24 protein-coding genes and 1 other annotated feature are annotated in these 24,074 nt (G+C 37.9%); of the genes, 17 read left to right on the top strand and 7 right to left on the bottom strand.

The window, feature by feature from the left end:
- The first annotated feature begins 5 nt into the window (after nt 1-5).
- From artJ to artM, 3 genes are read left to right on the top strand one after another with little or no spacing between them, the layout of a single operon-like run.
- Nucleotides 6-740, top strand: coding sequence for an arginine ABC transporter substrate-binding protein (gene artJ / locus ABN256_RS09445; protein ID WP_349439414.1), 735 nt, complete (start codon nt 6-8; stop codon nt 738-740).
- 17 nt (nt 741-757) lie between these two features.
- On the top strand, nt 758-1,462 hold the full coding sequence (gene artQ, locus ABN256_RS09440) for an arginine ABC transporter permease ArtQ (RefSeq protein WP_072069696.1): 705 nt from the start codon (nt 758-760) through the stop codon (nt 1,460-1,462).
- The gene (artM, locus tag ABN256_RS09435) at nt 1,462-2,130 is read left to right on the top strand and encodes an arginine ABC transporter permease ArtM (RefSeq protein WP_196553355.1); all 669 of its coding nucleotides are present in this window, start codon (nt 1,462-1,464) and stop codon (nt 2,128-2,130) included. The genes artQ and artM overlap by 1 nt, the downstream gene beginning before the upstream one ends.
- 96 nt (nt 2,131-2,226) lie before the next feature.
- Here the strand turns inward: artM and ABN256_RS09430 are convergent, their stop codons facing one another.
- The 4 genes from ABN256_RS09430 to ABN256_RS09415 all read right to left on the bottom strand — a co-directional run bounded on the left by ABN256_RS09430 (nt 2,227) and on the right by ABN256_RS09415 (nt 5,680).
- On the bottom strand, nt 2,227-3,426 hold the full coding sequence (locus ABN256_RS09430) for a multidrug effflux MFS transporter (protein ID WP_349439413.1): 1,200 nt from the start codon (nt 3,424-3,426) through the stop codon (nt 2,227-2,229).
- Between the two features lie 106 nt (nt 3,427-3,532).
- Nucleotides 3,533-4,666: a 23S rRNA (uracil(747)-C(5))-methyltransferase RlmC gene (gene rlmC / locus ABN256_RS09425; RefSeq protein ID WP_349439412.1), complete on the bottom strand. Its 1,134-nt coding sequence runs from the start codon at nt 4,664-4,666 to the stop codon at nt 3,533-3,535.
- 30 nt (nt 4,667-4,696) lie between these two features.
- Nucleotides 4,697-5,209, bottom strand: a complete 513-nt coding sequence (locus ABN256_RS09420) for a type III secretion system chaperone family protein (RefSeq protein WP_072069699.1) — start codon at nt 5,207-5,209, stop codon at nt 4,697-4,699.
- A gap of 168 nt (nt 5,210-5,377) precedes the next feature.
- Nucleotides 5,378-5,680, bottom strand: a complete 303-nt coding sequence (locus ABN256_RS09415) for a YbjC family protein (RefSeq protein ID WP_072069700.1) — start codon at nt 5,678-5,680, stop codon at nt 5,378-5,380.
- Nucleotides 5,681-5,851: 171 nt separating this feature from the next.
- On the opposite strand from ABN256_RS09415, the gene ABN256_RS09410 reads away from it, so the two are divergent.
- Nucleotides 5,852-6,115, top strand: a complete 264-nt coding sequence (locus ABN256_RS09410; protein ID WP_036938187.1) for a GrxA family glutaredoxin — start codon at nt 5,852-5,854, stop codon at nt 6,113-6,115.
- A 253-nt stretch (nt 6,116-6,368) separates the two neighbouring features.
- Here the strand turns inward: ABN256_RS09410 and ABN256_RS09405 are convergent, their stop codons facing one another.
- Nucleotides 6,369-6,794, bottom strand: a complete 426-nt coding sequence (locus ABN256_RS09405; RefSeq protein WP_196553358.1) for a secondary thiamine-phosphate synthase enzyme YjbQ — start codon at nt 6,792-6,794, stop codon at nt 6,369-6,371.
- Between the two features lie 239 nt (nt 6,795-7,033).
- On the opposite strand from ABN256_RS09405, the gene ybjG reads away from it, so the two are divergent.
- The 4 genes from ybjG to ABN256_RS09385 all read left to right on the top strand — a co-directional run bounded on the left by ybjG (nt 7,034) and on the right by ABN256_RS09385 (nt 13,407).
- Nucleotides 7,034-7,645 (top strand): undecaprenyl-diphosphate phosphatase, encoded by a 612-nt coding sequence (gene ybjG / locus ABN256_RS09400; protein WP_072069702.1) that lies wholly within the window; start codon nt 7,034-7,036, stop codon nt 7,643-7,645.
- Nucleotides 7,646-8,552: 907 nt separating this feature from the next.
- Nucleotides 8,553-9,869 carry an HAAAP family serine/threonine permease gene (locus ABN256_RS09395; RefSeq protein ID WP_072069703.1) on the top strand — a complete coding sequence of 439 codons (1,317 nt, stop codon included), beginning with the start codon at nt 8,553-8,555 and terminating at the stop codon, nt 9,867-9,869.
- Between the two features lie 124 nt (nt 9,870-9,993).
- Nucleotides 9,994-11,358, top strand: coding sequence for an L-serine ammonia-lyase (locus tag ABN256_RS09390; protein WP_349439411.1), 1,365 nt, complete (start codon nt 9,994-9,996; stop codon nt 11,356-11,358).
- Nucleotides 11,359-11,736: 378 nt separating this feature from the next.
- On the top strand, nt 11,737-13,407 hold the full coding sequence (locus ABN256_RS09385; RefSeq protein WP_349439410.1) for a formate--tetrahydrofolate ligase: 1,671 nt from the start codon (nt 11,737-11,739) through the stop codon (nt 13,405-13,407).
- Nucleotides 13,408-13,556: 149 nt separating this feature from the next.
- On the opposite strand, the gene ABN256_RS09380 is transcribed toward ABN256_RS09385, so the two are convergent.
- Entirely contained in the window at nt 13,557-14,759 is a 1,203-nt protein-coding gene (locus ABN256_RS09380; RefSeq protein WP_072069705.1) for a serine hydrolase, read from the bottom strand.
- Nucleotides 14,760-14,916: 157 nt separating this feature from the next.
- On the opposite strand from ABN256_RS09380, the gene ABN256_RS09375 reads away from it, so the two are divergent.
- Nucleotides 14,917-15,537 (top strand): glutathione S-transferase family protein, encoded by a 621-nt coding sequence (locus ABN256_RS09375; protein WP_196553361.1) that lies wholly within the window; start codon nt 14,917-14,919, stop codon nt 15,535-15,537.
- Here the strand turns inward: ABN256_RS09375 and ABN256_RS09370 are convergent.
- Nucleotides 15,534-16,355 carry an SDR family oxidoreductase gene (locus ABN256_RS09370; protein ID WP_072069707.1) on the bottom strand — a complete coding sequence of 274 codons (822 nt, stop codon included), beginning with the start codon at nt 16,353-16,355 and terminating at the stop codon, nt 15,534-15,536. The two genes, ABN256_RS09375 and ABN256_RS09370, sit on opposite strands and share 4 nt — an antisense overlap.
- A 360-nt stretch (nt 16,356-16,715) precedes the next feature.
- Nucleotides 16,716-16,846 (top strand) — a sequence feature (His leader region).
- 44 nt (nt 16,847-16,890) lie between these two features.
- On the opposite strand from ABN256_RS09370, the gene hisG reads away from it, so the two are divergent.
- Genes hisG through hisIE form a run of 8 tightly spaced genes read left to right on the top strand, consistent with a single transcriptional unit; the run spans nt 16,891 to nt 24,016 of the window.
- Nucleotides 16,891-17,790, top strand: coding sequence for an ATP phosphoribosyltransferase (hisG, locus tag ABN256_RS09365; RefSeq protein ID WP_072069708.1), 900 nt, complete (start codon nt 16,891-16,893; stop codon nt 17,788-17,790).
- A 6-nt stretch (nt 17,791-17,796) separates the two neighbouring features.
- A complete protein-coding gene (gene hisD, locus ABN256_RS09360) occupies nt 17,797-19,125 on the top strand; it encodes a histidinol dehydrogenase (protein WP_349439409.1) in 1,329 nt (442 codons plus the stop codon).
- Nucleotides 19,115-20,197 carry a histidinol-phosphate transaminase gene (gene hisC / locus ABN256_RS09355; RefSeq protein WP_349439408.1) on the top strand — a complete coding sequence of 361 codons (1,083 nt, stop codon included), beginning with the start codon at nt 19,115-19,117 and terminating at the stop codon, nt 20,195-20,197. Before hisD ends, hisC begins: the two co-directional genes overlap by 11 nt.
- 45 nt (nt 20,198-20,242) lie before the next feature.
- Complete coding sequence (gene hisB, locus ABN256_RS09350; protein ID WP_349439407.1) at nt 20,243-21,310, top strand: bifunctional histidinol-phosphatase/imidazoleglycerol-phosphate dehydratase HisB; 1,068 nt, start codon at nt 20,243-20,245, stop codon at nt 21,308-21,310.
- Nucleotides 21,310-21,900 (top strand): imidazole glycerol phosphate synthase subunit HisH, encoded by a 591-nt coding sequence (hisH, locus tag ABN256_RS09345; protein ID WP_196553365.1) that lies wholly within the window; start codon nt 21,310-21,312, stop codon nt 21,898-21,900. The genes hisB and hisH overlap by 1 nt, the downstream gene beginning before the upstream one ends.
- Before the next feature lie 6 nt (nt 21,901-21,906).
- The gene (gene hisA, locus ABN256_RS09340) at nt 21,907-22,644 is read left to right on the top strand and encodes a 1-(5-phosphoribosyl)-5-[(5-phosphoribosylamino)methylideneamino]imidazole-4-carboxamide isomerase (RefSeq protein WP_196553366.1); all 738 of its coding nucleotides are present in this window, start codon (nt 21,907-21,909) and stop codon (nt 22,642-22,644) included.
- A complete protein-coding gene (gene hisF, locus ABN256_RS09335) occupies nt 22,626-23,399 on the top strand; it encodes an imidazole glycerol phosphate synthase subunit HisF (RefSeq protein ID WP_072069714.1) in 774 nt (257 codons plus the stop codon). The genes hisA and hisF overlap by 19 nt, the downstream gene beginning before the upstream one ends.
- Nucleotides 23,399-24,016 carry a bifunctional phosphoribosyl-AMP cyclohydrolase/phosphoribosyl-ATP diphosphatase HisIE gene (hisIE, locus tag ABN256_RS09330; protein ID WP_082151811.1) on the top strand — a complete coding sequence of 206 codons (618 nt, stop codon included), beginning with the start codon at nt 23,399-23,401 and terminating at the stop codon, nt 24,014-24,016. The genes hisF and hisIE overlap by 1 nt, the downstream gene beginning before the upstream one ends.
- Nucleotides 24,017-24,074: the final 58 nt, after the last annotated feature.

Raw genomic sequence — 24,074 nt, 5'->3', positions numbered from 1 at the left:
AGACAATGAAAAAAATATTATTTGCGGCACTTCTGACCAGTATTACACTTTCTGCAACTGCGGCTGAGAAAGAGACAATCCGTTTTGCCACTGAAGCAACATATCCGCCCTTTGAAATGATTGATGCCAATAACCAAATTGTAGGATTTGATGTTGATCTCGCTAATGCAATGTGTGCAAAAATTAATGCAGATTGTACCTTTACCAATCAGTCTTTTGATAGCTTAATTCCAAGTCTAAAATTCCGTCGTTTTGAAGCCTTAATGGCGGGTATTGATATTACCCCTGAGCGTCAAAAACAAGTTGATTTCACGGATTCTTACTATGATAACTCCGCTGTATTTATTACAGTAACAGGTAAAATCTCTGATGTTGCTAGCTTAAAAGGCAAACAAATTGGTGTTCAGAATGGGACAACCCATCAGAAATTCGTCAATGAGCAACACAAAGAAATGAAAACTGTTCCTTATGACAGTTACCAAAATGCAGTATTAGATCTTAAAAATGGTCGTATTGAAGCTATCTTTGGTGACACTGCAGTTGTAAATGAATGGCTGAAAAAAAATCCTGAATTAGGTATTGTAGGCGATAAAGTTGCAGATCCTAACTATTTTGGTACAGGCCTTGCGATCGCAGTAAGAAAAGGCAATGCTGATTTACAAGATAAATTGAACAAAGCATTAGCTGAAGTAAAAGCTGATGGCACTTATGATGTCATTTATAAAAAATGGTTTGAATAACAATAATAGCTTAATAAATGAATGAAATAACAACTCTAGCAGGTGCGGCCGTTACTACGGTCTCACTTGCTATTTCTGCTCTTATCATTGGATTAGTTCTCGCCATGTTGTTTACAGCATGGGAATCCGCGAGATGGAAAGCCTTTGCTTTCTTAGGAACATGCTGGGTAACACTAATCAGAGGACTACCAGAAATGCTGGTGGTTCTTTTTGTCTATTATGGCACCTTACAAGGTGTCATGATCTTAATGGATGGCATTGAATTAGGTTCTTTCACCTTACAAATAGATTTTGGTGATACTGAATCTCTACCTTTCTATTGTGGTGTTATCGCCCTTTCACTTCTTTATGCTTCTTATGCTTCACAAACATTACGTGGCGCCTTAAAAGCGGTACCAACAGGCCAATGGGAAGCCGGCCAAGCATTAGGTATGGGTCGGATTACTATTTTCTTCCGCTTTATTATGCCTCAAATGTGGCGTCATGCTTTACCCGGTTTAGGTAATCAGTGGTTAGTTTTATTAAAAGATACGGCTTTAGTCTCATTAATCAGTGTTAATGATTTAATGTTACAAACACAAAGTATAGCTAATAGAACCCAAGAACCTTTTACTTGGTATAGTATTGTTGCACTGATTTATTTAGCCATTACGCTGGTCAGTCAATATATCCTGAAATGGTTAGAAATGAGAACAACTCGATTTGAACGGAGTGCCTCATAATGTGGGATTATATTGTTGATATTTTACCGGGATTACCAACCAGCTTGTCATTAACATTAGTGGCTTTATTGGTAGCATTTACACTTTCAGTTTTAATGACATTTATTTTGGCATTAAAAACACCTGTTATTACTCAAATTGTAAAGGCATATATCACCTTATTTACCGGTACACCGTTATTAGTGCAGTTTTTCTTAATCTATTATGGCCCGGGACAATTTCCTGTGTTGCAAAAATTCCCTATGATTTGGGAGTTATTATCAACACCTTGGTTTTGTGCCATGGTCACATTAGCATTAAATAGTGCCGCTTATTCAACCTTACTTTTCTATGGTGCAGTAAGAGCTATTCCTTCAGGACAATGGCAATCTTGCCAAGCATTAGGTATGTCACCAGTGCAAACGGCAAGAGTAATATTGCCTTATGCATTTAAACGTGCGCTTTCATCCTATTCAAACGAAGTTGTATTAATATTTAAAAGTACCTCACTCGCCAGTACGATCACTTTGCTTGAATTAACTGGTTATAGCCGGCAAGTATTTGGTCAAAGTTATGATGTGATGGTCTTTGTTGCTGCAGGCATTATTTATTTAGGCATCAACGGAATACTGACACTTCTAATGAGATTGATTGAGAAAAAAGCCTTAGAGTTTGAACATCGTAATTAAAAATACGTAAACCAAGCTGCCGATAAAAAAACACCCCAGAATTTTTTCACTCTGGGGTATTTTTTATTGCTGAATAAATAATAGCAAATAATGGCTCTATTCTTGTGTCGCCAGCTTTTCTATTGATGCTTCTTTATGGCTTACTCGATATGCATTCCATGCCAACAAGCTCCCAATTAACATGACAACGGCTAACGCTAATTTAGGTTGTACTGGTGATGCCAGTGCCGTTAAACCAAAAGCAGCACCGCCTGCCATTTGAATAAAACCAACTAAAGCAGAGGCAATACCTGCCGTTTGCGAATATGGCTCAAGTGCATAACTTGTCGCAGGCCCCATAATAAAGGCTAATCCGGCACAAGCACTTGCTACAGGGAGCATATAAATCAGCCAATGGTTTTGTATTCCAGCAGGAATAAACATTAAGCTTAATAACAAGCTCACACTGCCTAATCCCATTAATCCGCCTCCTAAGATCAAACAAATTGGTCTGCCAACACGGTGGATCACACGGTTTACATAAAAACTAACAAACATTATCCAAAAACCATTTACACCAAAAACAATGGAAAAAATCAGCGGTGATAGTTTCGCATCATTCATCAAAACAATAGGGGCAAATGAAACATAAGTTAATGCCATTCCCATTGTGCCTGCATTCACTAGGGCAAAAGTTAAAAAACGTTTACTGCACAAAATCTCAAGGTATGTTTTACCTAATTTCTGTTTTGATTGAGCTGTATTTTCAGGCTTAGTTTCAGGTAAGAAACGAGTGATCAAAACTAGCACAAATACTGAATAGAAAATTAAAAATCCGAAAGGTGCGCGCCACCCCCAATACTCAGCCAATAATCCACCTAATAAGGGTGCGAGTGCGGGAATAATATTTAAAGTACCATTTAAAAAGCCGAAAACACGAGCAGCATCATTACCATTAAAGCAGTCACGAACACAGGTAAAAGCCACAACGGAAGTACAACACACCGCAGACGCTTGTAATAATCGTGAAATAATAAAAAGTGTTGAGTCTGTTGAGATCGTAGCAATAATAGAACCTACAATATAGATAAAGATCCCAACAATAGCGATAGGTTTACGACCAAACCTATCCACCAAAGGCCCTGATATAAGTTGCCCTATCCCCAACACTAAAATAAATAAAGCGATAGTCGATTGAATAAGGGATTCACTACTTTCTAAGTCTTGAGCAATAGCAGGTATGGTCGGTAAATAGAGATCGATCCCTAATGGCCCTAATAGCACCATCACTAATAACAACGCTTTTAAATTCTGCATAAAATAGAATGCCTATCTAATCAAAAAAGAAAACGCCCGATGTTATCCATCGAGCGTTAAATACTTATTTATACTAACACCCATTACCTATTTTGTAATGAATATCTTAACTGTCTTGTAATACCAATAATGTAAGCACTTCATAGTGAGCAGTATGAGGAAACATATCAAACAACTGCACTCTATCAATACGATAATGAGAAAGTTGCTGGATATCTTTTGCCATGGTTTGAGCATTACAACTAGAGTACAGAATAAAGCGAGGTTTCATTTTATTTAAATAGCCACACAGTGCCTCACCGATCCCCCGTCTTGGCGGATTAACAAGCACTAATTCAGGTACTGACTCTTTAGCTAATGCATAACCTGTTGAATCTAAGGCTTGAAACTCAACATGCTCTAATCCTAATTCATGAGCAGATAAACGCGCACATTCTATTGCTTCAGGACTGATCTCAATTCCTGTCAATTGGGTTGATTTATCTGCGCAATGCAATCCAAAACCTCCTGATCCACAAAACATATCCCACAAATGTGAGATATTTAATTCTCTTACCCAACGACCTGCCGTTGCATAAAGTGATGAAGCGACCTCTGGATTAGTTTGAAAAAAACCTCTAGGGCGAATATGTAATGGAATTTGATTAAAAGATTCATCTAAAAATGTTTTTTCAGTCAGAATAATCTCTTTTTCACCCTCAAGAATAGCCATATGAATAGGTTGAATATTCACAGAGATAACAGCTAATTGAGGCAATTGTTCTTGTAACCACGGAAGTGCTTTATAAAGTTGTTCTAATTTTTTTTCTGAACGCAAAACAAAACGCAACATCATCGAGCCATTGCTTCTGCTTTCGGTTAATAAAATAAACTTAAGTTCGCCACGACGACGCTCAATATCGTAAGGTACTAATCCTGCTATCGCTATAAATGTTTTTAAAATCGGGAATATAGGTACAAATGAGTCAGGATAAAGAGGACATTCACATAAATCGACGGCCACACCCTCTCGTGTTTTTAGGCCTAATACTGGTTTTTCAACACTGCCACTAACTACCATTTTAGCTTTGTTACGAAATTGCGCTTGTCGGCTTTCAACAGGCGCTAATTTATCAAAAGAATAATTTTCAGGTAGTAATGCTAATAAGCTGTGCTGTTTTTTCTTGATTTGTTCAGAATAAGCAAGAGAAAGCCATTCACAAGAATGACAATCACCCGCACTAAATCGTGCGCATTGCATAAGATTTTGAGACCGTTATGGAGATTAATATTAATGTACAGTATAGGAGGAGTCCGTTGATGAACTACTTATTTCAACTTCTTCTTCATCTTCTTCATTTTCGCTTTCTTGTTTTTCACCATACAAGAAACCATTATTAAAAATTTCACTGACAACTTCAGCCGATTGTTCTTCTGCTTTTTGTAAGAACAGATCAAACTGATTCAGTGAGATCCCCGCAGCAACAGGGAATGACTGGCAGAATACTAATTTAGGTAAGTTTTCATCACTAATTTCTAAAAATGTTTTAATAAACAAAGAACTTGCATTAATTTGGCTAAGATTGGCCATTAAAGGCACTATTGCTGAGGGTTTTAATTCAGCGATAGCGGTAAATACAAGCACATCTTCAAGAATATCAATTTTAGCGTCAAATATGCCGCTGATATATTGAAGATGTGGTAAATGTAACGCCTGACAAGAGTCACATTCATAATAAGCAATCTGTAGTTCATCAAGCCAAGATTTTAGCTGATCCAGATCGGGGGTAACAACAGCGTTCATTCAAATAACCTTTACGCGCTAAAGAAAAGAGTGCCTTTTGGCATTGAGGCTATTTTGCCACTTTTTCTATCTTGAAGGCACTAATAAATAGAAAAACTAAGAAAATTAAGCCAATTTACAAATTGGGTTTTCTTAGTTTTTCATGCTTTGTTGAGAAAAAACAGTACGCTATTCTTTGTTATTCTCTTTTTTCTTTTTATTATTCGCAAGATTGTTATCAATACCTAAAAACGTTAAACGATAAATCGCCCGCCATACAATATGAATAGAAGGTGGGATCATACAGATAACCCCTAGAACAATCAGAGTTAATTGCCCTGTGTAGGTGCCTAACCACTGCGGAGAGGTGATATATTGATTGATATATAAGTAAGCAACTACTAATAAAATAATCCCCACGATCTCTATGATTATGATGGGTTTTGGCATATCAGACAGTGATTTCATATCCCGTTTAGAAGGCTTTTCCATATTTTCTCCGCTAAATGCTGTATCGCAGTCCTATCTCATTATTCGGCAAATTGGTATAATTTATTACACTAAAAGGCAATAACTGTTTTTGTTTAGTCTAATAAAAGGGCATAGTATCAAACAATAAAGACTATTATGCCTGAATTTTATTTCCTCAATAAGGAGTGTCGTATGTTTGTTGTTATTTTTGGTCGTCCGGGTTGCCCATATTGTGTACGTGCTAAACAACTGGCTGAAACTCTGGCTGAAAAACGTGACGATTTTGATTTCCGCTATGTAGATATCCAAGCTGAAGGAATTACAAAAGCTGATTTATCTAAAACCGTCGGTAAAGAAGTTGAAACTGTGCCACAAATTTTCATTGATGAGAAACACATTGGTGGTTGCACAGATTTTGAAGCATATGCTAAAGAAAATTTAGGCATCTACAACTAATTAAAAAGCGCTAAAACAGCTTAATATTCAATATGTTTTAGCGCTTTTCCTTTTTTATTTCATTCATTATCTCTTTATATTCCCCTCTTTCCAAAAAATAATTCTATTTTTTTTCATTAGTCAGAGAACTTTCTGTCTAACCCGGAGTCTGAATTAGTGCCACTGCTTTTCTTTGATGTCCCCAAATATTGAGGAGCCCGATAGTTTCAACCCCTTTGGTGAAATAACTGTCGGGTTTTTTATTGCCTGCAATCTAATAACACTCACCTTGCAATGTCACTATAATACGACGACGCCCACCACGATCACGGTGCTCCCCGAGATAAATCCCCTGCCAAATTCCTAAATTAAGTTCACCTTGGCTAATAGGAATAGTGACGCTTTGCCCAAGTAAGCTACTTTTTATATGGGCTGGCATATCATCACTACCTTCATAAGTGTGAAGATAGTAATCTTCATTCTCTTTTACACTTTGATTAAAGAAGCTTTCAAAGTCACTTCGTACTGTCGGATCGGCATTTTCATTTATCGTCAATGAAGCTGAAGTATGTTGAATAAAAAAGTGAGCAATTCCGATTTTGTATTGTCTTAGTTCGGGTAATTCTTGGATCAATGTTTGTGTAATTAAATGAAACCCTCTTGGCTTGGCATTAAGTACAATATTTTTTTGGAGCCACATTTATTTATTCCTCATTGAAGATAAGAAAAAGAGCAATGTGAGGGCAATACGGTAAGCGTAATACTCTTTTTAAGCGTGTTTTTGGTCAATTTGAGCTAAAACTGACAAATCTTTTAAAAAAAGCACAATTAAATAAGAAAAAAACACTTTACCCCTATTACTCCCTCATTTACCCTTGAAAACTTGCGTATTATGTATCATAAACATCGCTTATCAGCACGACATGTATGGAGCTTACTTTGCTGGAACAACTTAATTTAGCCGTATTTTCAATGATGAATGCAACGCCTGCAGCATCACCTTTCGAAATTGGCATGGCGGTTATTATTGCTAAGTACCTTGTCTATCTTTTTCCGCTCTCTTTAGCGTTCTATTGGCTATGGGGTAATGAAAAATATCTTAGCCAGCAAAGAACATTAGCATGTAAAGCAGCTGTATCTTTGGGTATTGCGCTCTCTATTTCTTGGCTGATTGGTGCAATCGCCCCTCATGAACGCCCGTTTGCCGCTAATATTGGCCATAACTTCCTTGACCATGATGCAACACCTTCATTCCCTAGCAACCACGGTACATTTGTTTTTACCATTGCCTTAGCTTATCTGTTTTGGCATAACAGTAAACGTATTGGTTATATTATGCTGGGTTTAGGACTAGCGATTGCTTGGGCTCGTATTTACCTTGGTGTGCATTGGCCAATCGATATGGTAGGCGCATTTATCGTTGCACTACTGTCTTGTGGTTTAAGCCAGATCTTTTGGTCTAAAGGCGGCGATATACTCCAAAAATGGGTACAACAGCTTTATCAGCTCTGTTTTGCTTATCCTATTCGTAAAGGTTGGACAAAAGCCTAACCTTTCTTACATTAAAAAAGACCACATTTATTGTGGTCTTTTTATATTTAACTTAAGTAAACTTCCACTTCGATATATTAATATATAAATAAAAATATCCTCTATTATTATATTATTTGTCCAAAAATAAATATGTTGTTATTTTAATCAAAATGAAGTTTTTATATTCGCTATATAGTAATGTATCAAACTCATTTATTAACAAATTTATTGCCGTAATAATAAACAATATTCTACTTATGATTGAGTTATTGTTATATTTATTTCATAGAATAAAGTAAAATCATTAATAAATAATCGTATTCCCTTATTTTTATATTCTTTTGTCTAGTTTTATACACAAATAAAATAAAATAATTAATTCTTATATATCAATAACATACGATGTTAATATAATGTTTTGATTGTGAACAAAAATAACTCAATTGATTTAAATCATTTATTTCATAAGAAATAAAAAAGCCTGAATTTAATCATTAACATATGAACATTTAGGTATTTAGATTTATTTTTAATACCAATTAAAAATGGAAAAGTATTTCAAAATGTTTTAAAAACCCCCTCTGAAAACACAAAATATAAAAAATGTTACATTTTTAGGTTTTTCAGTTATATTTAGCATTTGAGATGGTGATCACGGTAGTTTATCCTGAAAAACACTATATTCTGCACCTCTTAAGTCTGGATATAAACTTATCGAATATTTTTTCAAATTTTAAAAGAGTCTAATTCTTTTGAAATTTAAAGATTTTAGTATGTGGTAATTGAAGATATTGAGATAACACCAGGTACTCAATGCACTCATTTATTCATAATTAAATTTATGTCGTGATTTTTTCTGATAAGAAATAAAATCGCACACTTATTTTTATTCATTATTTTTTACCGCGTTATTTCGGAGAGTATTATGGATACAACCAAAGCTGGTTCTATCGCATCGGGTAACACCCAAGGTGATTACAAAGCATGGCGTAAGTCAGATACAGTATGGATGTTAGGTTTATACGGTACGGCTATCGGTGCTGGTGTTCTATTTTTACCTATCAACGCAGGGATTGGTGGATTAATTCCTCTGTTGATTATGTTAGTTCTTGCATTCCCAATGACCTTCTTTGCACACCGCGGTATGGCTCGCTTTGTGTTATCAGGTAAAAACCCAGGTGAAGATATCACTGAAGTTGTTGAAGAACACTTTGGTAAAACAGCAGGTAAACTGATTACTCTGCTCTATTTCTTTGCTATTTATCCTATTTTATTGGTTTATAGTGTTGCTATCACCAATACAGTAGAAAGCTTTATTGTGAACCAAATGCACATGTCTGCACCACCTCGTGCAATTTTATCACTGGTACTGATCCTTGGTATCATGTCGATTATTCGTTTTGGTGAACAAGCTATCGTTAAAGCAATGAGCGTGTTAGTGTTCCCATTTGTTGCAGTATTGATGGTTTTAGCGCTGTATCTTATTCCTGAGTGGAATAGTGCTATCCTTGATACGCTCTCTTTTGATCACGCAACAACATCAGGTATGGGCCAAGGTCTGTTAGTCACACTATGGTTGGCTATCCCAGTTATGGTGTTCTCTTTCAACCACTCGCCTATTATCTCTGCATTTGCTGTTGCAAAACGAGAAGAATACGGTGAAAACGCTGAGAAAAAATGTTCACGCATTTTAGCTTATGCTCACATTATGATGGTTATCACTGTTATGTTCTTCGTGTTTAGCTGTGTATTTAGCTTAACACCAGAAAACTTAGCAGAAGCAAAAGCACAGAACATCAGTATCCTGTCTTACCTAGCTAACCATTTTGAAGCACCCGTTATTGCTTATATTGCTCCATTTATTGCTTTCGTTGCGATCACTAAATCTTTCTTAGGTCACTACTTAGGTGCTCGTGAAGGTTTCAACGGTTTAATCATCAAATCACTGCGTGAAAAAGGTAAAACAATCGAAAAAGATCGTTTAAACAAAATCACTGCACTGTTTATGCTGGTTACAACGTGGATCGTTGCAACATTAAACCCAAGCATTTTAGGTATGATTGAAACATTAGGTGGCCCAATTATCGCAATGTTACTGTTCCTGATGCCTATGTATGCAATCCGCAAAGTACCAGCGATGAAGAAATACGAAGGCCATATCAGCAACGTATTCGTTGTAATCATGGGTCTTATCGCAATCTCAGCAGTTTTCTATAGCTTAATTAACTCTTTCATGGGCTAATAAGGCATCTAATGGCTACTTTCGTAAAAGGAAGTAGCCATTACAGATTTAGACTTCAAAACTGACACTTATCACTCTAATAATCACACAGTTGCGCCTTTAATTAATTAGGGAGGCGAATATTATGGTTAGCGTCTTTGATATTTTTAAAATTGGTATCGGTCCTTCAAGCTCACACACCGTAGGCCCAATGAAAGCTGGGAAAGAATTCGTTGATATCCTTGCTGAAAAAAACCTTCTCTCTTCTGTTTCCCGCGTTATCGTTGATGTTTATGGCTCTTTATCTTTAACCGGTAAAGGTCACGCCACTGATACGGCAATTATTATGGGATTAGCAGGAAACTTACCCGATACTGTTGATATAGATTCTATTACACCGTTCATTAAACAAGTGGAAGCAACCGGTCGCTTAATGCTAGCAAATGGCATTAAAGAAGTAGATTTCCCTGTTGATGGTGGTATGAATTTTCATAAAAGCAATTTACCCCTCCATGAGAATGGCATGTCCATCACCGCTTATAATGGTGAACAGGTTCTATTAAAAAAAACCTATTATTCTATTGGCGGTGGTTTTATTGTTGATGAAGAGCATTTTGGTCAACCTGAAGAAAATACGGTTCAAGTCCCTTATCCTTATCAATATGCGACTGATTTACGTCGCCACTGTAAAGAAACAGGCCTCTCTTTATCTGCATTAGTGATGCAAAACGAATTAGCATTGCGCAGTAAAGAAGAAATTTCTGCTCATCTCGGTGCCGTATGGGAAGTGATGAAGTCCGGTATTGAGCGTGGTGTTAATACCGAAGGCTTATTACCTGGACCATTACGCGTACCGCGCCGTGCTTCTGCATTACGCCGTATGTTAGTAACAGAAGATAAAACCACAACCGATCCTATGACTGTTGTTGACTGGATCAATATGTTTGCCCTTGCCGTCAATGAAGAAAATGCGGCTGGTGGACGTGTTGTAACAGCACCGACAAACGGAGCATGTGGCATTATCCCTGCTGTACTTTCTTACTACGATAAATTCATTCGTCCTGTAAATGAAAATTCTTATACTCGCTTTTTCTTAGTCGCAGGTGTTATTGGTTCTCTTTACAAAATGAATGCATCTATCTCAGGCGCTGAAGTAGGTTGCCAAGGCGAAGTAGGTGTTGCTTGTTCAATGGCAGCGGGTGCATTAACTGAGCTTTTAGGCGGTAGCCCAGAGCAAGTTTGTATTGCTGCAGAAATTGCAATGGAGCATAACTTAGGGCTTACCTGCGACCCAGTTGCAGGACAAGTACAAGTTCCTTGTATTGAACGTAATGCTATCGCAGCCGTACAAGCCGTAAACTCATCTCGTATGGCTTTGCGTCGTGTCAGCGACCCTCGTATTTGTTTAGATAAAGTCATTGAAACAATGTACGAAACAGGTAAAGACATTAATGCTAAGTATCGTGAAACCTCTCAAGGTGGATTAGCCATTAAAATTTCTTGTGACTAAACCTGAGAGTCCGAAATACAGATATTTATAATGGATAAGGCGCTGATATCAGCGCCTTTTTTATTATTATCTAAAATAAAGGATGATGCTCTTCTCTTTGAATATCTTTTTTGGATGAGATTAAATTATCATCCTTAGTTAAAATACGTGTAGAAGAAAACTCGATATTGAAAAAAAATCTTACTCAATATAAGTAGCAAAATGTCAAAGATAGGAGTCTGTTACAAAAATTATTTAAAGGGTGTGACGATAAACACGTTATCGAATAGAAAATAATTACAACTTAATCAATCTATTGGCCTTATTTAGATCCTTGGCTACAGTTGATGAGTAAAGATCACTAGAGACATCAGAAACGGGATAAAAAAGAGAACTAAAATGAAATCAGATATTCAAATCTCCCAAGAAGCACACCTCTTACCAATTCAAGATATCGCTAAAAATTTAAATATTGATCAAGATGATATCGAGTTTTATGGCAAATACAAAGCTAAATTTAGCCACAGCATTTGGTCTAAAGTTGCTACAAAAAAAACAGGAAAACTCGTTTTAGTCACAGCAATTAATCCTACCCCCGCAGGCGAAGGTAAAACAACCGTCACCGTTGGATTAGGGCAAGCCCTTAACCATATTGGAAAAAGTGCCATTATCGCGTTACGCGAACCCTCATTAGGCCCTTGTTTTGGTATTAAAGGGGGGGCCGCCGGAGGGGGTTATTCTCAAGTTGTACCAATGGAAGATCTTAATCTTCATTTTACTGGCGATTTTCATGCAATTACGTCAGCAAACAATTTACTGGCCGCCATGCTTGATAACTCCATCTATCAAGGTAATCCTTTAAATATCGATCCCAAGCAAATCGTGTTTAAACGTTGTATGGATATGAACGATCGCGCTTTACGAAATATTGTTGTGGGATTGGGTGGCGAAAAAGACGGTATTACAAGAGAAGATAACTTTGTTATTACTGTTGCTTCTGAAATTATGTCAATTCTATGTTTAGCTGAGGATATTCAAGATTTAAAGCAAAGGCTTTCTCAGATCATTGTTGCTTATTCTTACAATGGCAACCCTGTCACTGCCAACGATTTACAAGCTGTTGGCGCAATGGCCAGTTTGTTAAAAGATGCTATTAACCCTAATCTAGTGCAAACACTCGAAAATACGCCTGCAATTATTCATGGTGGCCCATTCGCTAATATTGCTCATGGTTGCAATAGTGTGAGAGCAACAAAATTAGCCCTTCAACTTGCTGATATCACTATTACGGAAGCTGGTTTTGGCGCTGATTTAGGTGCTGAAAAATTCTTTGATATAAAATGCCGAATGAGTGGGTTACGCCCAGATTGTGCAGTGATTGTTGTGACGACAAAAGCACTAAAATACAACGGTGGTTTAGGTAAAGGCGAATGGAATAATGAAGATTTAGTTGCGCTTGAAAAAGGAATTGTAAATCTAGAAAAACATATTGAAAACCTAAAAAAATATGGCTTACCTGTGATTATCTCACTTAATGCCTATATTACTGATAGTGTTGCAGAACATCAGTTTATAGAGCAATTTTGTCTAGATAGAGATTGTCGATTTGCAATTACAAAAGTGTGGGAAAAAGGAGGCGCAGGCGGTATTGAATTAGCAAATCAAGTCATTGATACACTTGAAAATGAGCATAGCCAATTTCAATTAATTTATCCTGATAATGCCTCGCTTAATGAAAAAATTAATACTGTCGCAAAAGAGATCTATGGAGCAAATGGTGTGACCTATAGCCAACATGCTCGCAATATGTTGGAAAAAATAGAAAATATGGGGTTCGGCCATTTCCCTGTATGTATGGCAAAAACACAATATTCACTCTCAGATAATCCCGCGTTATTAGGTCGCCCTACTGATTTTACGATAAATGTGCGTGAAGTGTATGTTTCAGCAGGTGCCGGTTTTGTTGTTGTGTTGACAGGCTCTATTACCACTATGCCTGGATTACCGAAAACACCAGCGGCCATTGCCGTAAATGTTGATAATCAAGGGAAGATTGATGGACTTATATAAACGCTAAAGTGTGCAATCTCTTTATTTCATTAAATACAAAAAAATCCGTAATCGTATTTCAATTACGGATTTTTTGTACAAAAACAACAACGAGTCTTTCTTTATGGGTGAAATCTCAGTAACGCGTTGATAAAACTATTATTGATAAATTAACCAAAAATAGCGTTGAACCAGCCAGATACTGTTTTAACCACAAAATCCCAGATACGACTAAAGAAACCACCTTCTTCAACCGCTTCTTTTACCACTAAAGGACGTTGTTCAATGACTTCATCGTTTAATAAAAAGTTAACTGTACCCACAACCTGATTTTGCGTTAAAGGTGCTTCTAATACTGGATTGGTTAAAGTAAACGAGGCTTTTAAATTTTTCAGTTCACCTTTAGGAATAGTGATTGAAGCATCATTAGCTACACCTAAAGCCACTTCACCTTTATCGCCATACCATACTTTTTGTGTTGTTAGTGGTGTATTTTCTTTAACTGGTGTTACCGTTTCAAAAAAGCGGAAACCCCAACCTAATAATTTTTCACTTTCAGCAAAACGGACTTTATCTGATGGAGTTCCTAAAACAACCGCAATTAAGCGCATATCACCTTCAGTTGCTGAAGATACAAGGTTATATCCAGCACCATTCGTGTGACCGGTTTTCACGCCATCAACATTCATATTCTTATTCCACAATAAACGATTGCGGTTTGGCTGACGAATATTGTTGAATGTAAATTCTTTTTCTTTATGTATTTCGTATTCTGATGGTACATCACGGATCATAGCCGCTGTTAACAGTGCCATATCTTGCGCTGTTGTATATTGCCCGTCAGAATCTAATCCATGGACTGTTTTAAAATGTGTATTGGTTAAACCGAGATTTTTGGCATAGGAGTTCATTAAATCCACAAAGGTTTCCTGACTACCCGCAACATGTTCAGCTAATGCGATACTAGCATCATTACCTGATTGAATGACCATACCTCTATTTAAATCAATAACTTTGACCTGATCACCCGGTTTCAAGAACATCAATGATGAACCTTTTAATACCGGATTACCTGTTGCCCATGCATTGCGCCCTACAATCACCATATCGTCTGGCGACATCCGCCCTTCTTTGATGGCTTGTCCAACCACATAACTACTCATGATTTTTGTCAGACTTGCGGGATCTAAACGCTCATCAGGTTTTTCCGATGCCAGAATTTTTCCGCTATTGTAATCCATTAATACATAAGATTTTGCCTCTATTTGAGGAGGTACAGGATTATTTACCGCAAATGAAGGACTAGAAATAATTAGCAGTAAACCCATTCCCGCGGTAACCTTACCCAGAACAGATGGAATATTTTTTTTCATTACCGATCACCCTTTTATATCAATTTGTTAAAGCTTTCCTACTATATGGCTTTCTGGAATAAGACGCCAACATTGATATATAGAGATTTATCTTATATTCATGTTTAACGCCCTATAGAGGGAAATTTTATTACTTATCGTGGTTTAGGAGACCTTTATGTTAAAAGTCTGGGGTAGAAAAAACTCATCTAACGTTAAAAAAGTTCTTTGGTGCTTAAAGGAGTTAAACGTACCTTATGAGCAAATTGATGTTGGTGGTCCATTTGGTGGACTCAATGAAGCAAATTATTTAGCAATGAATCCCAACGCTTCTATCCCAACATTACAAGATGATGACTTTGTTTTATGGGAGTCTAATACCATTATTCGTTATTTATGCTCAAAATATGAGAATAACGCACTCTATCCAATTGATCCTAAACAACGAGCAAATGTAGAAAAATGGATGGATTGGTCAAATGGCAGCCTATTTTCACCCATTCAACAAATGATGATAATGATTGTTCGCACACCTAAAGAGCAACAGAACCCCGAGCTTGTTGAAGCATTAAAAGAAAAGCTTAACAAACTGATCAAAATTGCAGATAACCAACTGGCAAAAACAACTTATTTTGCTGGAGATGAAATCTCTCTTGCTGATATCGCTATCGCGCCACTGGTTTATCCATGGCTCGAGGTTTGTAAAGATAGACCTCACTTCCCACATATTGAGCGCTGGTTTGCACAATTAAGTGAAAGATCTATTTTCCGTGATGTTGTATTACTGCCTATAAGTTAATTCATTGGCATTTTGTCGGGATCTGGATAATGATAATGGAATCCAAGATCTCGACAGATCTCCTGACCGTCAATTTCCCGTATTAACGGCTTCTCTTCATCTGCAAATTCAGGGGGAATAAGATCAAGTTGAGAGGATACTCTTGAGTAAAAATCTTTCTTTTTAGGATGAATTGGGGCACATAAATTATATAAATGACCACCTTCGTTTTGTGCAAGCAGTTGTTCAACCGCAAAAATCACATCATCTAAATGAACTAAATTGACACACTGATGCGCGCCTTTTACTTGTTTTTTACCCGATAAAAAACGTCCGGCATGACGACCTGGGCCAACTAACCCAGCTAATCGAAGAATATCAACAGTGGTTAACGGTAAACGATGTAACCAGTTTTCAACTTCAGCTAACATTTTTGCCGATTGTGTTTCTGGTCGAATATCCATTTCTTCTGTGATATTACCTGTTTGATTGCCATATACAGAAGTAGAGCTAATGTAAATCACTCTTGTAACATGGCGAGACATTGCACTATCCACTAACGTTTGAATAGCTTCAACATAATCATAACCGCCACCAGCGGCACTTGGCGGCAACGTGATGATCAGTACGTCAGTTTCCATTAAGTAATCAAAATCATCTCTATCACATTCAATTGCGGGTGTTAAATTCACTAAACAGCAATCAACGCCACTCATTCTTGCTGCTTCTACGCCATCTTCGGTGGTTTTAGTCCCTTTAACTTGATAACCTGCATCACGCAACGCAGCGGCAAGTGGTAAACCTAACCAACCTAATCCAACGATGGTTATTCGTTTCATTTTGCTCCCCTACTTAAATGGCTTAGTTAAAGTATGCTATAAAATTTTCATTTCGCCATTACATATAAATACTACTTATATTTCGTTAATTTTTAGCATACCCCTATATACTCGCTCACTTGCGACATTAAGTAAATAAGAGAAATATTAAAATAGCATTAAAAACAAAAGGTTACAAAATAATTAAATTATTATTAAAAAATAGGTTGCTTTTCACTTTGCAAATCATGTAGGTTGAAAGGCAGACAAATTCTGAATGTTGGTTACTACATACATACAAATTAATAGTAACGAGCACATCAAATAACAAATAGTGTAATTAGCTAGGAAAATAATTATGTATAGCATTCAACTAAACCACCATCATCACCATCATCCTGACTAGTCTTTCAGGCGATGAGTGCTGGAAGACGTTTAAGTAACGCTTCCGGTGGTCTGAATGCAGACAAACAATAAAAACCCCGGAAGGCAACTTCCGGGGTTTTTTTATAGCTAATTTTCAAACAAAAAATTAAGACAAGGACAGGGTAATATTATGTTAGACAAAACAAGATTAAGAATAGCAATGCAAAAATCAGGTCGTTTAAGTGATGAGTCTCGTGCCCTTTTAGCACGTTGTGGCATCAAAATTAACTTAAACCAACAACGTCTGATCGCTTATGCGGAAAATATGCCAATCGATATTTTACGTGTAAGAGATGACGATATTCCAGGTCTGGTGATGGACGGTGTGGTTGATTTAGGAATTATTGGGGAAAACGTATTAGAAGAAGAGTTATTAAAACGCCGAGCACAAGGCGAAAACCCGAGTTATCTCACACTACGACGTCTTGATTTTGGTGGTTGCCGTTTATCTCTTGCAACCCCTGTTGATTTTAACTATCAAGGTGCTGAATGCCTAGATAATACACGCATTGCCACCTCTTACCCCAATCTACTAAAACGTTATTTAGACCAAAAAGGTATCAAGTTTAAATCATGCCTATTAAATGGTTCTGTTGAAGTCGCTCCTCGTGCAGGTCTTGCTGACTCTATCTGTGACTTAGTTTCTACTGGTGCAACATTAGAAGCTAACGGTTTAAAAGAAGTTGAAGTTATTTATCGTTCAAAAGCGTGTTTGATCCAACGCGACGGGGAAATGGAAACCGACAAACAAGCCCTTATCGACCGTTTACTGACGCGTATTCAAGGCGTTATCCAAGCTCGAGAATCAAAATACATTATGTTACACGCACCAAGTGATTGCCTCGAAGATGTCATTGCGTTACTTCCTGGTGCTGAAAGACCAACTATTCTGCCTCTTGCAGGTGACCAGAATCGCGTTGCAATGCACATGGTCAGCAGTGAAACCCTATTCTGGGAAACAATGGAAAAGTTAAAAGCATTAGGTGCAAGTTCAATTCTTGTTTTACCAATTGAAAAAATGATGGAATAAGGTGAAATGATGAAAACGGGTTTTAATACATTAACTTACTGGAATGAATGCACACAAGAACAGCAACAAGTGCTATTAACTCGCCCTGCTATTTCAGCATCCGGTTCAATTACAGAACAAGTTGCTAGCATCATTTCACAGGTACGCAATGATGGGGATAAAGCGCTTAAAGCACTTAGCCAAAAATTCGATAAGGCAGCGCCGGAAAGTGTTTTGGTGCCAAAAACGCAAATTGATGAAGCCACAACAAGACTTAATAACGAAATAAAACAAGCAATAGCACAGGCGATGAATAATATTCGCCGTTTTCATGAAGCTCAAATTCCTAACACTATTGAAGTAGAAACTCAGCCAGGAGTATTTTGTCAACAAGTAAGCAGACCCATTGATGCAGTAGGACTTTATATTCCTGGTGGCTCGGCTCCATTACTTTCAACCGTAATGATGTTAGGTATCCCAGCGCGTATTGCAGGTTGTCGCAAAGTTATTCTTTGCTCTCCTCCTCCTATTGCTGATGAAATTTTATATATTGCTCAACAAATTGGTATTGATGAAATTTTCCAAGTCGGTGGTGCGCAGGCGATTGCGGCAATGGCGTTTGGTACAGAATCTATTCCTAAAGTAGATAAAATCTTTGGCCCCGGTAATGCTTATGTTACCGAAGCCAAACGCCAAGTCAGCCAATCACTACAAGGTGCAGCTATTGATATGCCAGCAGGCCCTTCAGAAGTTTTGGTGATTGCTGATGCCGATGCAAATCCTGCATTTATTGCTGCTGACTTACTGTCACAAGCAGAGCACGGCCCTGATTCACAAGTTGTGTTATTAACTCCAGATGAAACATTAGCCAAAGCAGTTATTGCTGAAACTGAAACACAACTTACACAATTAAGCCGAGCTGAAATTGCCAAACAAGCTTTAGCTGAAAGTCGAGTCATTATTACTCGCGATCTCAATCAATGTATTGAAATCAGCAATAGCTATGGCCCTGAGCACTTGATTATTCAAACTAATGATGCTGATACACGTGTTGATAGCATTACCAGTGCTGGTTCTGTTTTTCTTGGTGCTTGGTCTCCTGAATCAGCGGGAGATTATGCTTCAGGCACTAATCACGTTTTACCGACTTATGGCTACACCTCAACCTACTCAAGTTTAGGTTTGGCTGACTTTATGAAACGCATGACTGTACAAAAACTCACGGCACAAGGTTTATCTGATTTAGCACAAACTATTGAAATATTAGCGCAAGCTGAACAATTAACCGCTCACAAAAATGCAGTCACACTTCGTGTTAATGCTTTGGCTCAGGGGAAAAATAACGATGAAAAATGAATTTGATATCACCTCACTTGCCCGGAAAAATGTACGTGAGTTAACGCCTTATCAGTCGGCAAGACGTTTAGGCGGGAATGGTTCGGTTTGGTTAAATGCAAACGAATACCCTGTTGCACCCGAATTTACTTTTAATGAAAAAAATTTAAACCGTTACCCTGAGTGTCAGCCTGTTAATGTCATTAATCGTTATGCCGCATATGCGGGTGTTAATCCAAATCAAGTCTTAGTCAGCCGTGGTGCAGATGAAGCCATTGAACTGCTTATTCGTGCTTTTTGCGAACCGGGTAAAGATGCAGTGCTTTATTGCCCTCCTACTTACGGCATGTATAGCGTAAGTGCAGAAACATTTGGTATAGAACAACGTGTTATTCCTACGCTCGCTGATTGGAACCCCGATGTTAAAACAATGTCATCACAGCTTGATAATGTAAAACTGATCTATCTTTGTAGCCCTAATAACCCAACTGGAAACATTGTTAACCCTTCACTTATTCGTGATGTATTAGAACTTGCTAAAGGTAAAACTATAGTTGCAGTTGATGAAGCTTATATAGAATTCTGCCCACAAGCATCCATTGTTTCATGGCTTGAAGATTATCCGAATTTAGTCATTTTGCGAACCTTATCGAAAGCATTTGCATTAGCTGGATTGCGCTGTGGATTTACGCTTGCCAATCCACCCATCATTGAATTATTGCTAAAAGTGATCGCACCATATCCACTGTCAACACCTGTTGCCGACATTGCAGCACAAGCATTAACTGAAGCGGGTATTGACGTGATGAAAAATCGTGTTGCTGAAATATCACGTAACAGAACGGTTTTATCTGATGCATTAAAAAAATTACCGAATGTTGAGCAGGTTTATAACAGCGAAACCAACTATATTTTAGTGAAATTCACTGATGCTAATCTGGTTTTCCGTACTTTATGGGAGCAAGGGATCATTTTACGCGATCAACAACGTCAATATGGGCTTAATGGTTGCTTGCGTATTTCTATCGGTACAACCGAAGAATGTGATAGCGTGATCAATGCCATAAAAAATATTCAAACTGCAAACGTATAAAATATAAAACGATAACAATAAAAATCGCAACTGAGGGAACTTACCATGAGCCAAAAAATTCTTTTTATTGACCGTGATGGTACTTTAATCACCGAGCCACCTACAGATTATCAAGTTGATAGACTCGATAAACTCGCCTTTGAAAATGACGTGATCCCCGCACTGACCGCGCTACAAAAGGCCGGTTACAAGCTTATTATGATCACTAATCAAGATGGATTAGGCACAGAAAGTTTTCCTCAGGCAGATTTTGATCCGCCACATAATTTGATGATGCAAATTTTCTCATCACAAGGAATAACCTTTGATGATGTTTTAATTTGTCCTCATAAACCTGAAGATAACTGCCCTTGTCGCAAACCTGAAACAGGGCTTGTCACACAATACTTAGTTGATGGTGCACTCGATAAAGATAACAGCTACGTTATTGGTGATAGACAAACAGATATTCAGTTAGCTGAAAATATGGGTATTAAAGGCTTACTTTATAATACCAATGAGCTTAATTGGACGGTCATCACAGAACAACTCACCAAAAAAGATCGCTACGCTCACGTTGAGCGTAAAACAAAAGAGACGCAAATTGCTATTGATATCTGGCTTGATCGTGAAGGTGACAGCCAAATCAGCACTGGTGTTGGTTTCTTTGATCATATGCTTGATCAAATTGCCACTCATGGCGGTTTTCGTATGAATATCGACGTACAAGGCGACTTAGTGATTGACGACCACCACACTGTTGAAGACACGGGCCTTGCTTTAGGTGAAGCCCTGCGTGAAGCATTGGGTGATAAACGCGGCATTGCTCGCTTTGGTTTTACATTACCGATGGATGAATGCCTTGCAAGCTGTGCATTAGATATTTCAGGTCGCCCACACCTTGAATACAAAGCAGAATTTAAATATCAACGTGTCGGTGATCTAAGTACGGAAATGATAGAACACTTTTTCCGTTCACTCTCTTACACCATGGGTTGCACATTACACCTAAAATCGAAAGGCAAAAACGATCACCACAAAGCGGAAAGCTTATTTAAAGTCTTTGGTCGTACATTACGCCAAGCCATTCGTGTTGAAGGTAATACTTTACCAAGCTCAAAAGGTATTCTGTGATGAAAGTGGTTATTCTCGATACAGGTTGTGCCAATTTAGCCTCTGTCGCTTATGCCGTTAAGCGACTCGGTTATGATCCCATTATTTCCTATGAAAAAAACGTTGTGCTATCTGCGGATAAACTCTTTTTACCTGGAGTGGGAACAGCTCGTGCAGCAATGGAACAACTGGAAGCACGCGAATTAATTCCTTTAATTAAAGCGTTAACACAGCCTGTTTTAGGGATTTGTTTAGGTATGCAAATATTGGCTTCACTAAGCGAAGAAGGAAAGAGTGTCCCTTTATTAGGGCTAGTTGATGGCACCATTGATAAGTTAGATACAGCAGGTTTACCGTTACCTCATATGGGTTGGAATCAAGTATTAGCGAAACCTGCCCATCCTCTTTTTCGTTCTCTTGATAACGATGCTTGGTTCTATTTTGTTCACAGTTATGGTTTAGCATTAAATGGATCAACCATTGCTGAAACTGAATATGGCTCTCGTTTTAGTAGCGCAATTCAAAAAGATAATTTTTATGGTGTGCAATTTCACCCAGAGCGCTCTGGAAAATCTGGAGCTCAACTTATCAAGAATTTTTTGGAGATGTAACGCGTTATGATCATTCCAGCATTAGATTTAATTGACGGAAAAGTCGTTCGCCTTCATCAAGGTGATTACGCCAAACAACGCGATTACGATGATAATCCGCTGACTCGTTATCAACAATATGAAAAAGACGGTGCAAAACTGCTTCATTTAGTAGATCTAACGGGTGCAAAAGATCCTTCTGCTCGCCAAATTTCACTATTAAAAGCGCTTGTTGCTTGTGTGAATGTACCAGTACAAGTAGGTGGAGGTATTCGCACTGAAGCTGATGTGAAATCATTACTCGATGCAGGAGCAAGTAGAGTTGTTATTGGCTCTACCGCGATCAGTCAGCCCGAAATGGTAAAAACTTGGTTTGAGCGTTATGGCGCAGATAGCATTGTATTAGCCCTTGATGTTCGTATTGATAAACAAGGCAAAAAATGGGTAGCGGTGAGTGGCTGGCAAGAGAATTCTCTTTATACCCTCGAAGAGATCATCGAACTTTATCAAAGTGTCGGATTAAAACATGTGTTGTGTACCGATATTTCTCGTGACGGCACATTAACAGGCTCTAACGTTGAATTATATACAGAAATTAGCCAACGTTTTCCTGACATTCTATTTCAAGCTTCTGGTGGTATTGGTAATTTACAAGATATCGCAGCACTTCCGGCATCTGGCGTCGCTGGTATTATTGTTGGTAGAGCATTATTAGAAGGCAAATTTACATTAAAAGAGGCGATATCATGTTGGCAAAACGCATAATTCCTTGTCTTGATGTTCGTGATGGACAAGTTGTTAAAGGTGTTCAATTTCGAAATCATGAAATCATTGGTGATATTGTTCCTCTTGCTGAACGCTATGCCAAAGAAGGCGCTGATGAGCTTGTATTTTATGATATTACCGCCTCTTCTGATGGTCGAGTTGTTGATAAAAGCTGGGTGTCACGTGTAGCTGAAGTCATTGATATCCCCTTTTGTGTTGCTGGTGGCATTCGTTCCGTTGAGGATGCAGGAAAAATTCTCTCTTTTGGGGCAGATAAGATTTCGATCAACTCCCCTGCGCTTTCTGATCCAACATTGATTTCACGCTTAGCAGAACGTTACGGTGTGCAATGTGTTGTTGTAGGCATTGATACTTGGTTTGATGAAAAAACAGGTGAATACCTAGTTTATCAATTCACTGGAGATGAAAAACGCACTCAACAAACACATTGGAAAACACTTGATTGGGTACGAGAAGTTCAGAAGCTAGGCGCAGGTGAAATTGTTTTAAATATGATGAATCAAGATGGTGTCAGACAAGGTTATGACTTAAAACAATTAGCTCATGTGCGCCAAGTTGCCGATGTACCTCTTATTGCTTCTGGTGGTGCTGGCGAGATGTCACACTTTCTTGATGCCTTTAAATTAGCCAATGTTGATGGCGCACTTGCAGCGTCTGTTTTTCACAAACAAATTATTAACATTAACGAATTAAAACAATATCTTGCAGAAAATGACGTTAAGGTAAGAATATAATGAATAGTGAAACATTAGCGCAATTAGATTGGGAAAAAGTGGATAATCTCATGCCTGTTATTATCCAAAATGCCATTTCAGGTGATGTATTAATGCTAGGCTACATGAATAGAGAAGCGCTAGATGTGACACTAAAAAGTAGAAATGTCACTTTCTATTCTCGCACTAAACAACGTTTATGGACAAAAGGTGAAACATCAGGCAATTTTCTCAAGTTAGTCAATATTTATCCTGACTGTGATAATGATACTTTACTTATTTTAGCGAATCCGATTGGACCAACTTGCCATAATGGCACTGAGAGTTGCTTTGCTCCTGCACAAAGCCAATGGGGATTTCTCTATGAGCTGGAAAATATATTACGTGAGCGTAAAAATGCCTCACCAGATAGCTCTTACACTGCCCGTCTTTACGCCAGTGGTACAAAACGAATAGCTCAAAAAGTCGGAGAAGAAGGTGTAGAAACCGCATTAGCTGCCACAGTTAATGACAGAGAAGAGCTAAGAAATGAAGCCTCTGATTTGCTCTATCACTTAATGGTATTGTTACAAGACCAATCATTATCACTCTCTGATGTCATTGGTTGCTTGCAAGAGCGCCATAAAAAAGCTGAATAATTTCTAGCTAATTAACCCTGTCTAGAGCTATCAAACGAGAAAATAACACATAAACAAA

Origin of the sequence: Proteus sp. fly-1008, assembly GCF_040140305.1 — a bacterium.
Taxonomy (GTDB): domain Bacteria; phylum Pseudomonadota; class Gammaproteobacteria; order Enterobacterales; family Enterobacteriaceae; genus Proteus; species Proteus vulgaris_B.
This window is presented reverse-complemented; position numbering and strand designations above follow the sequence as displayed.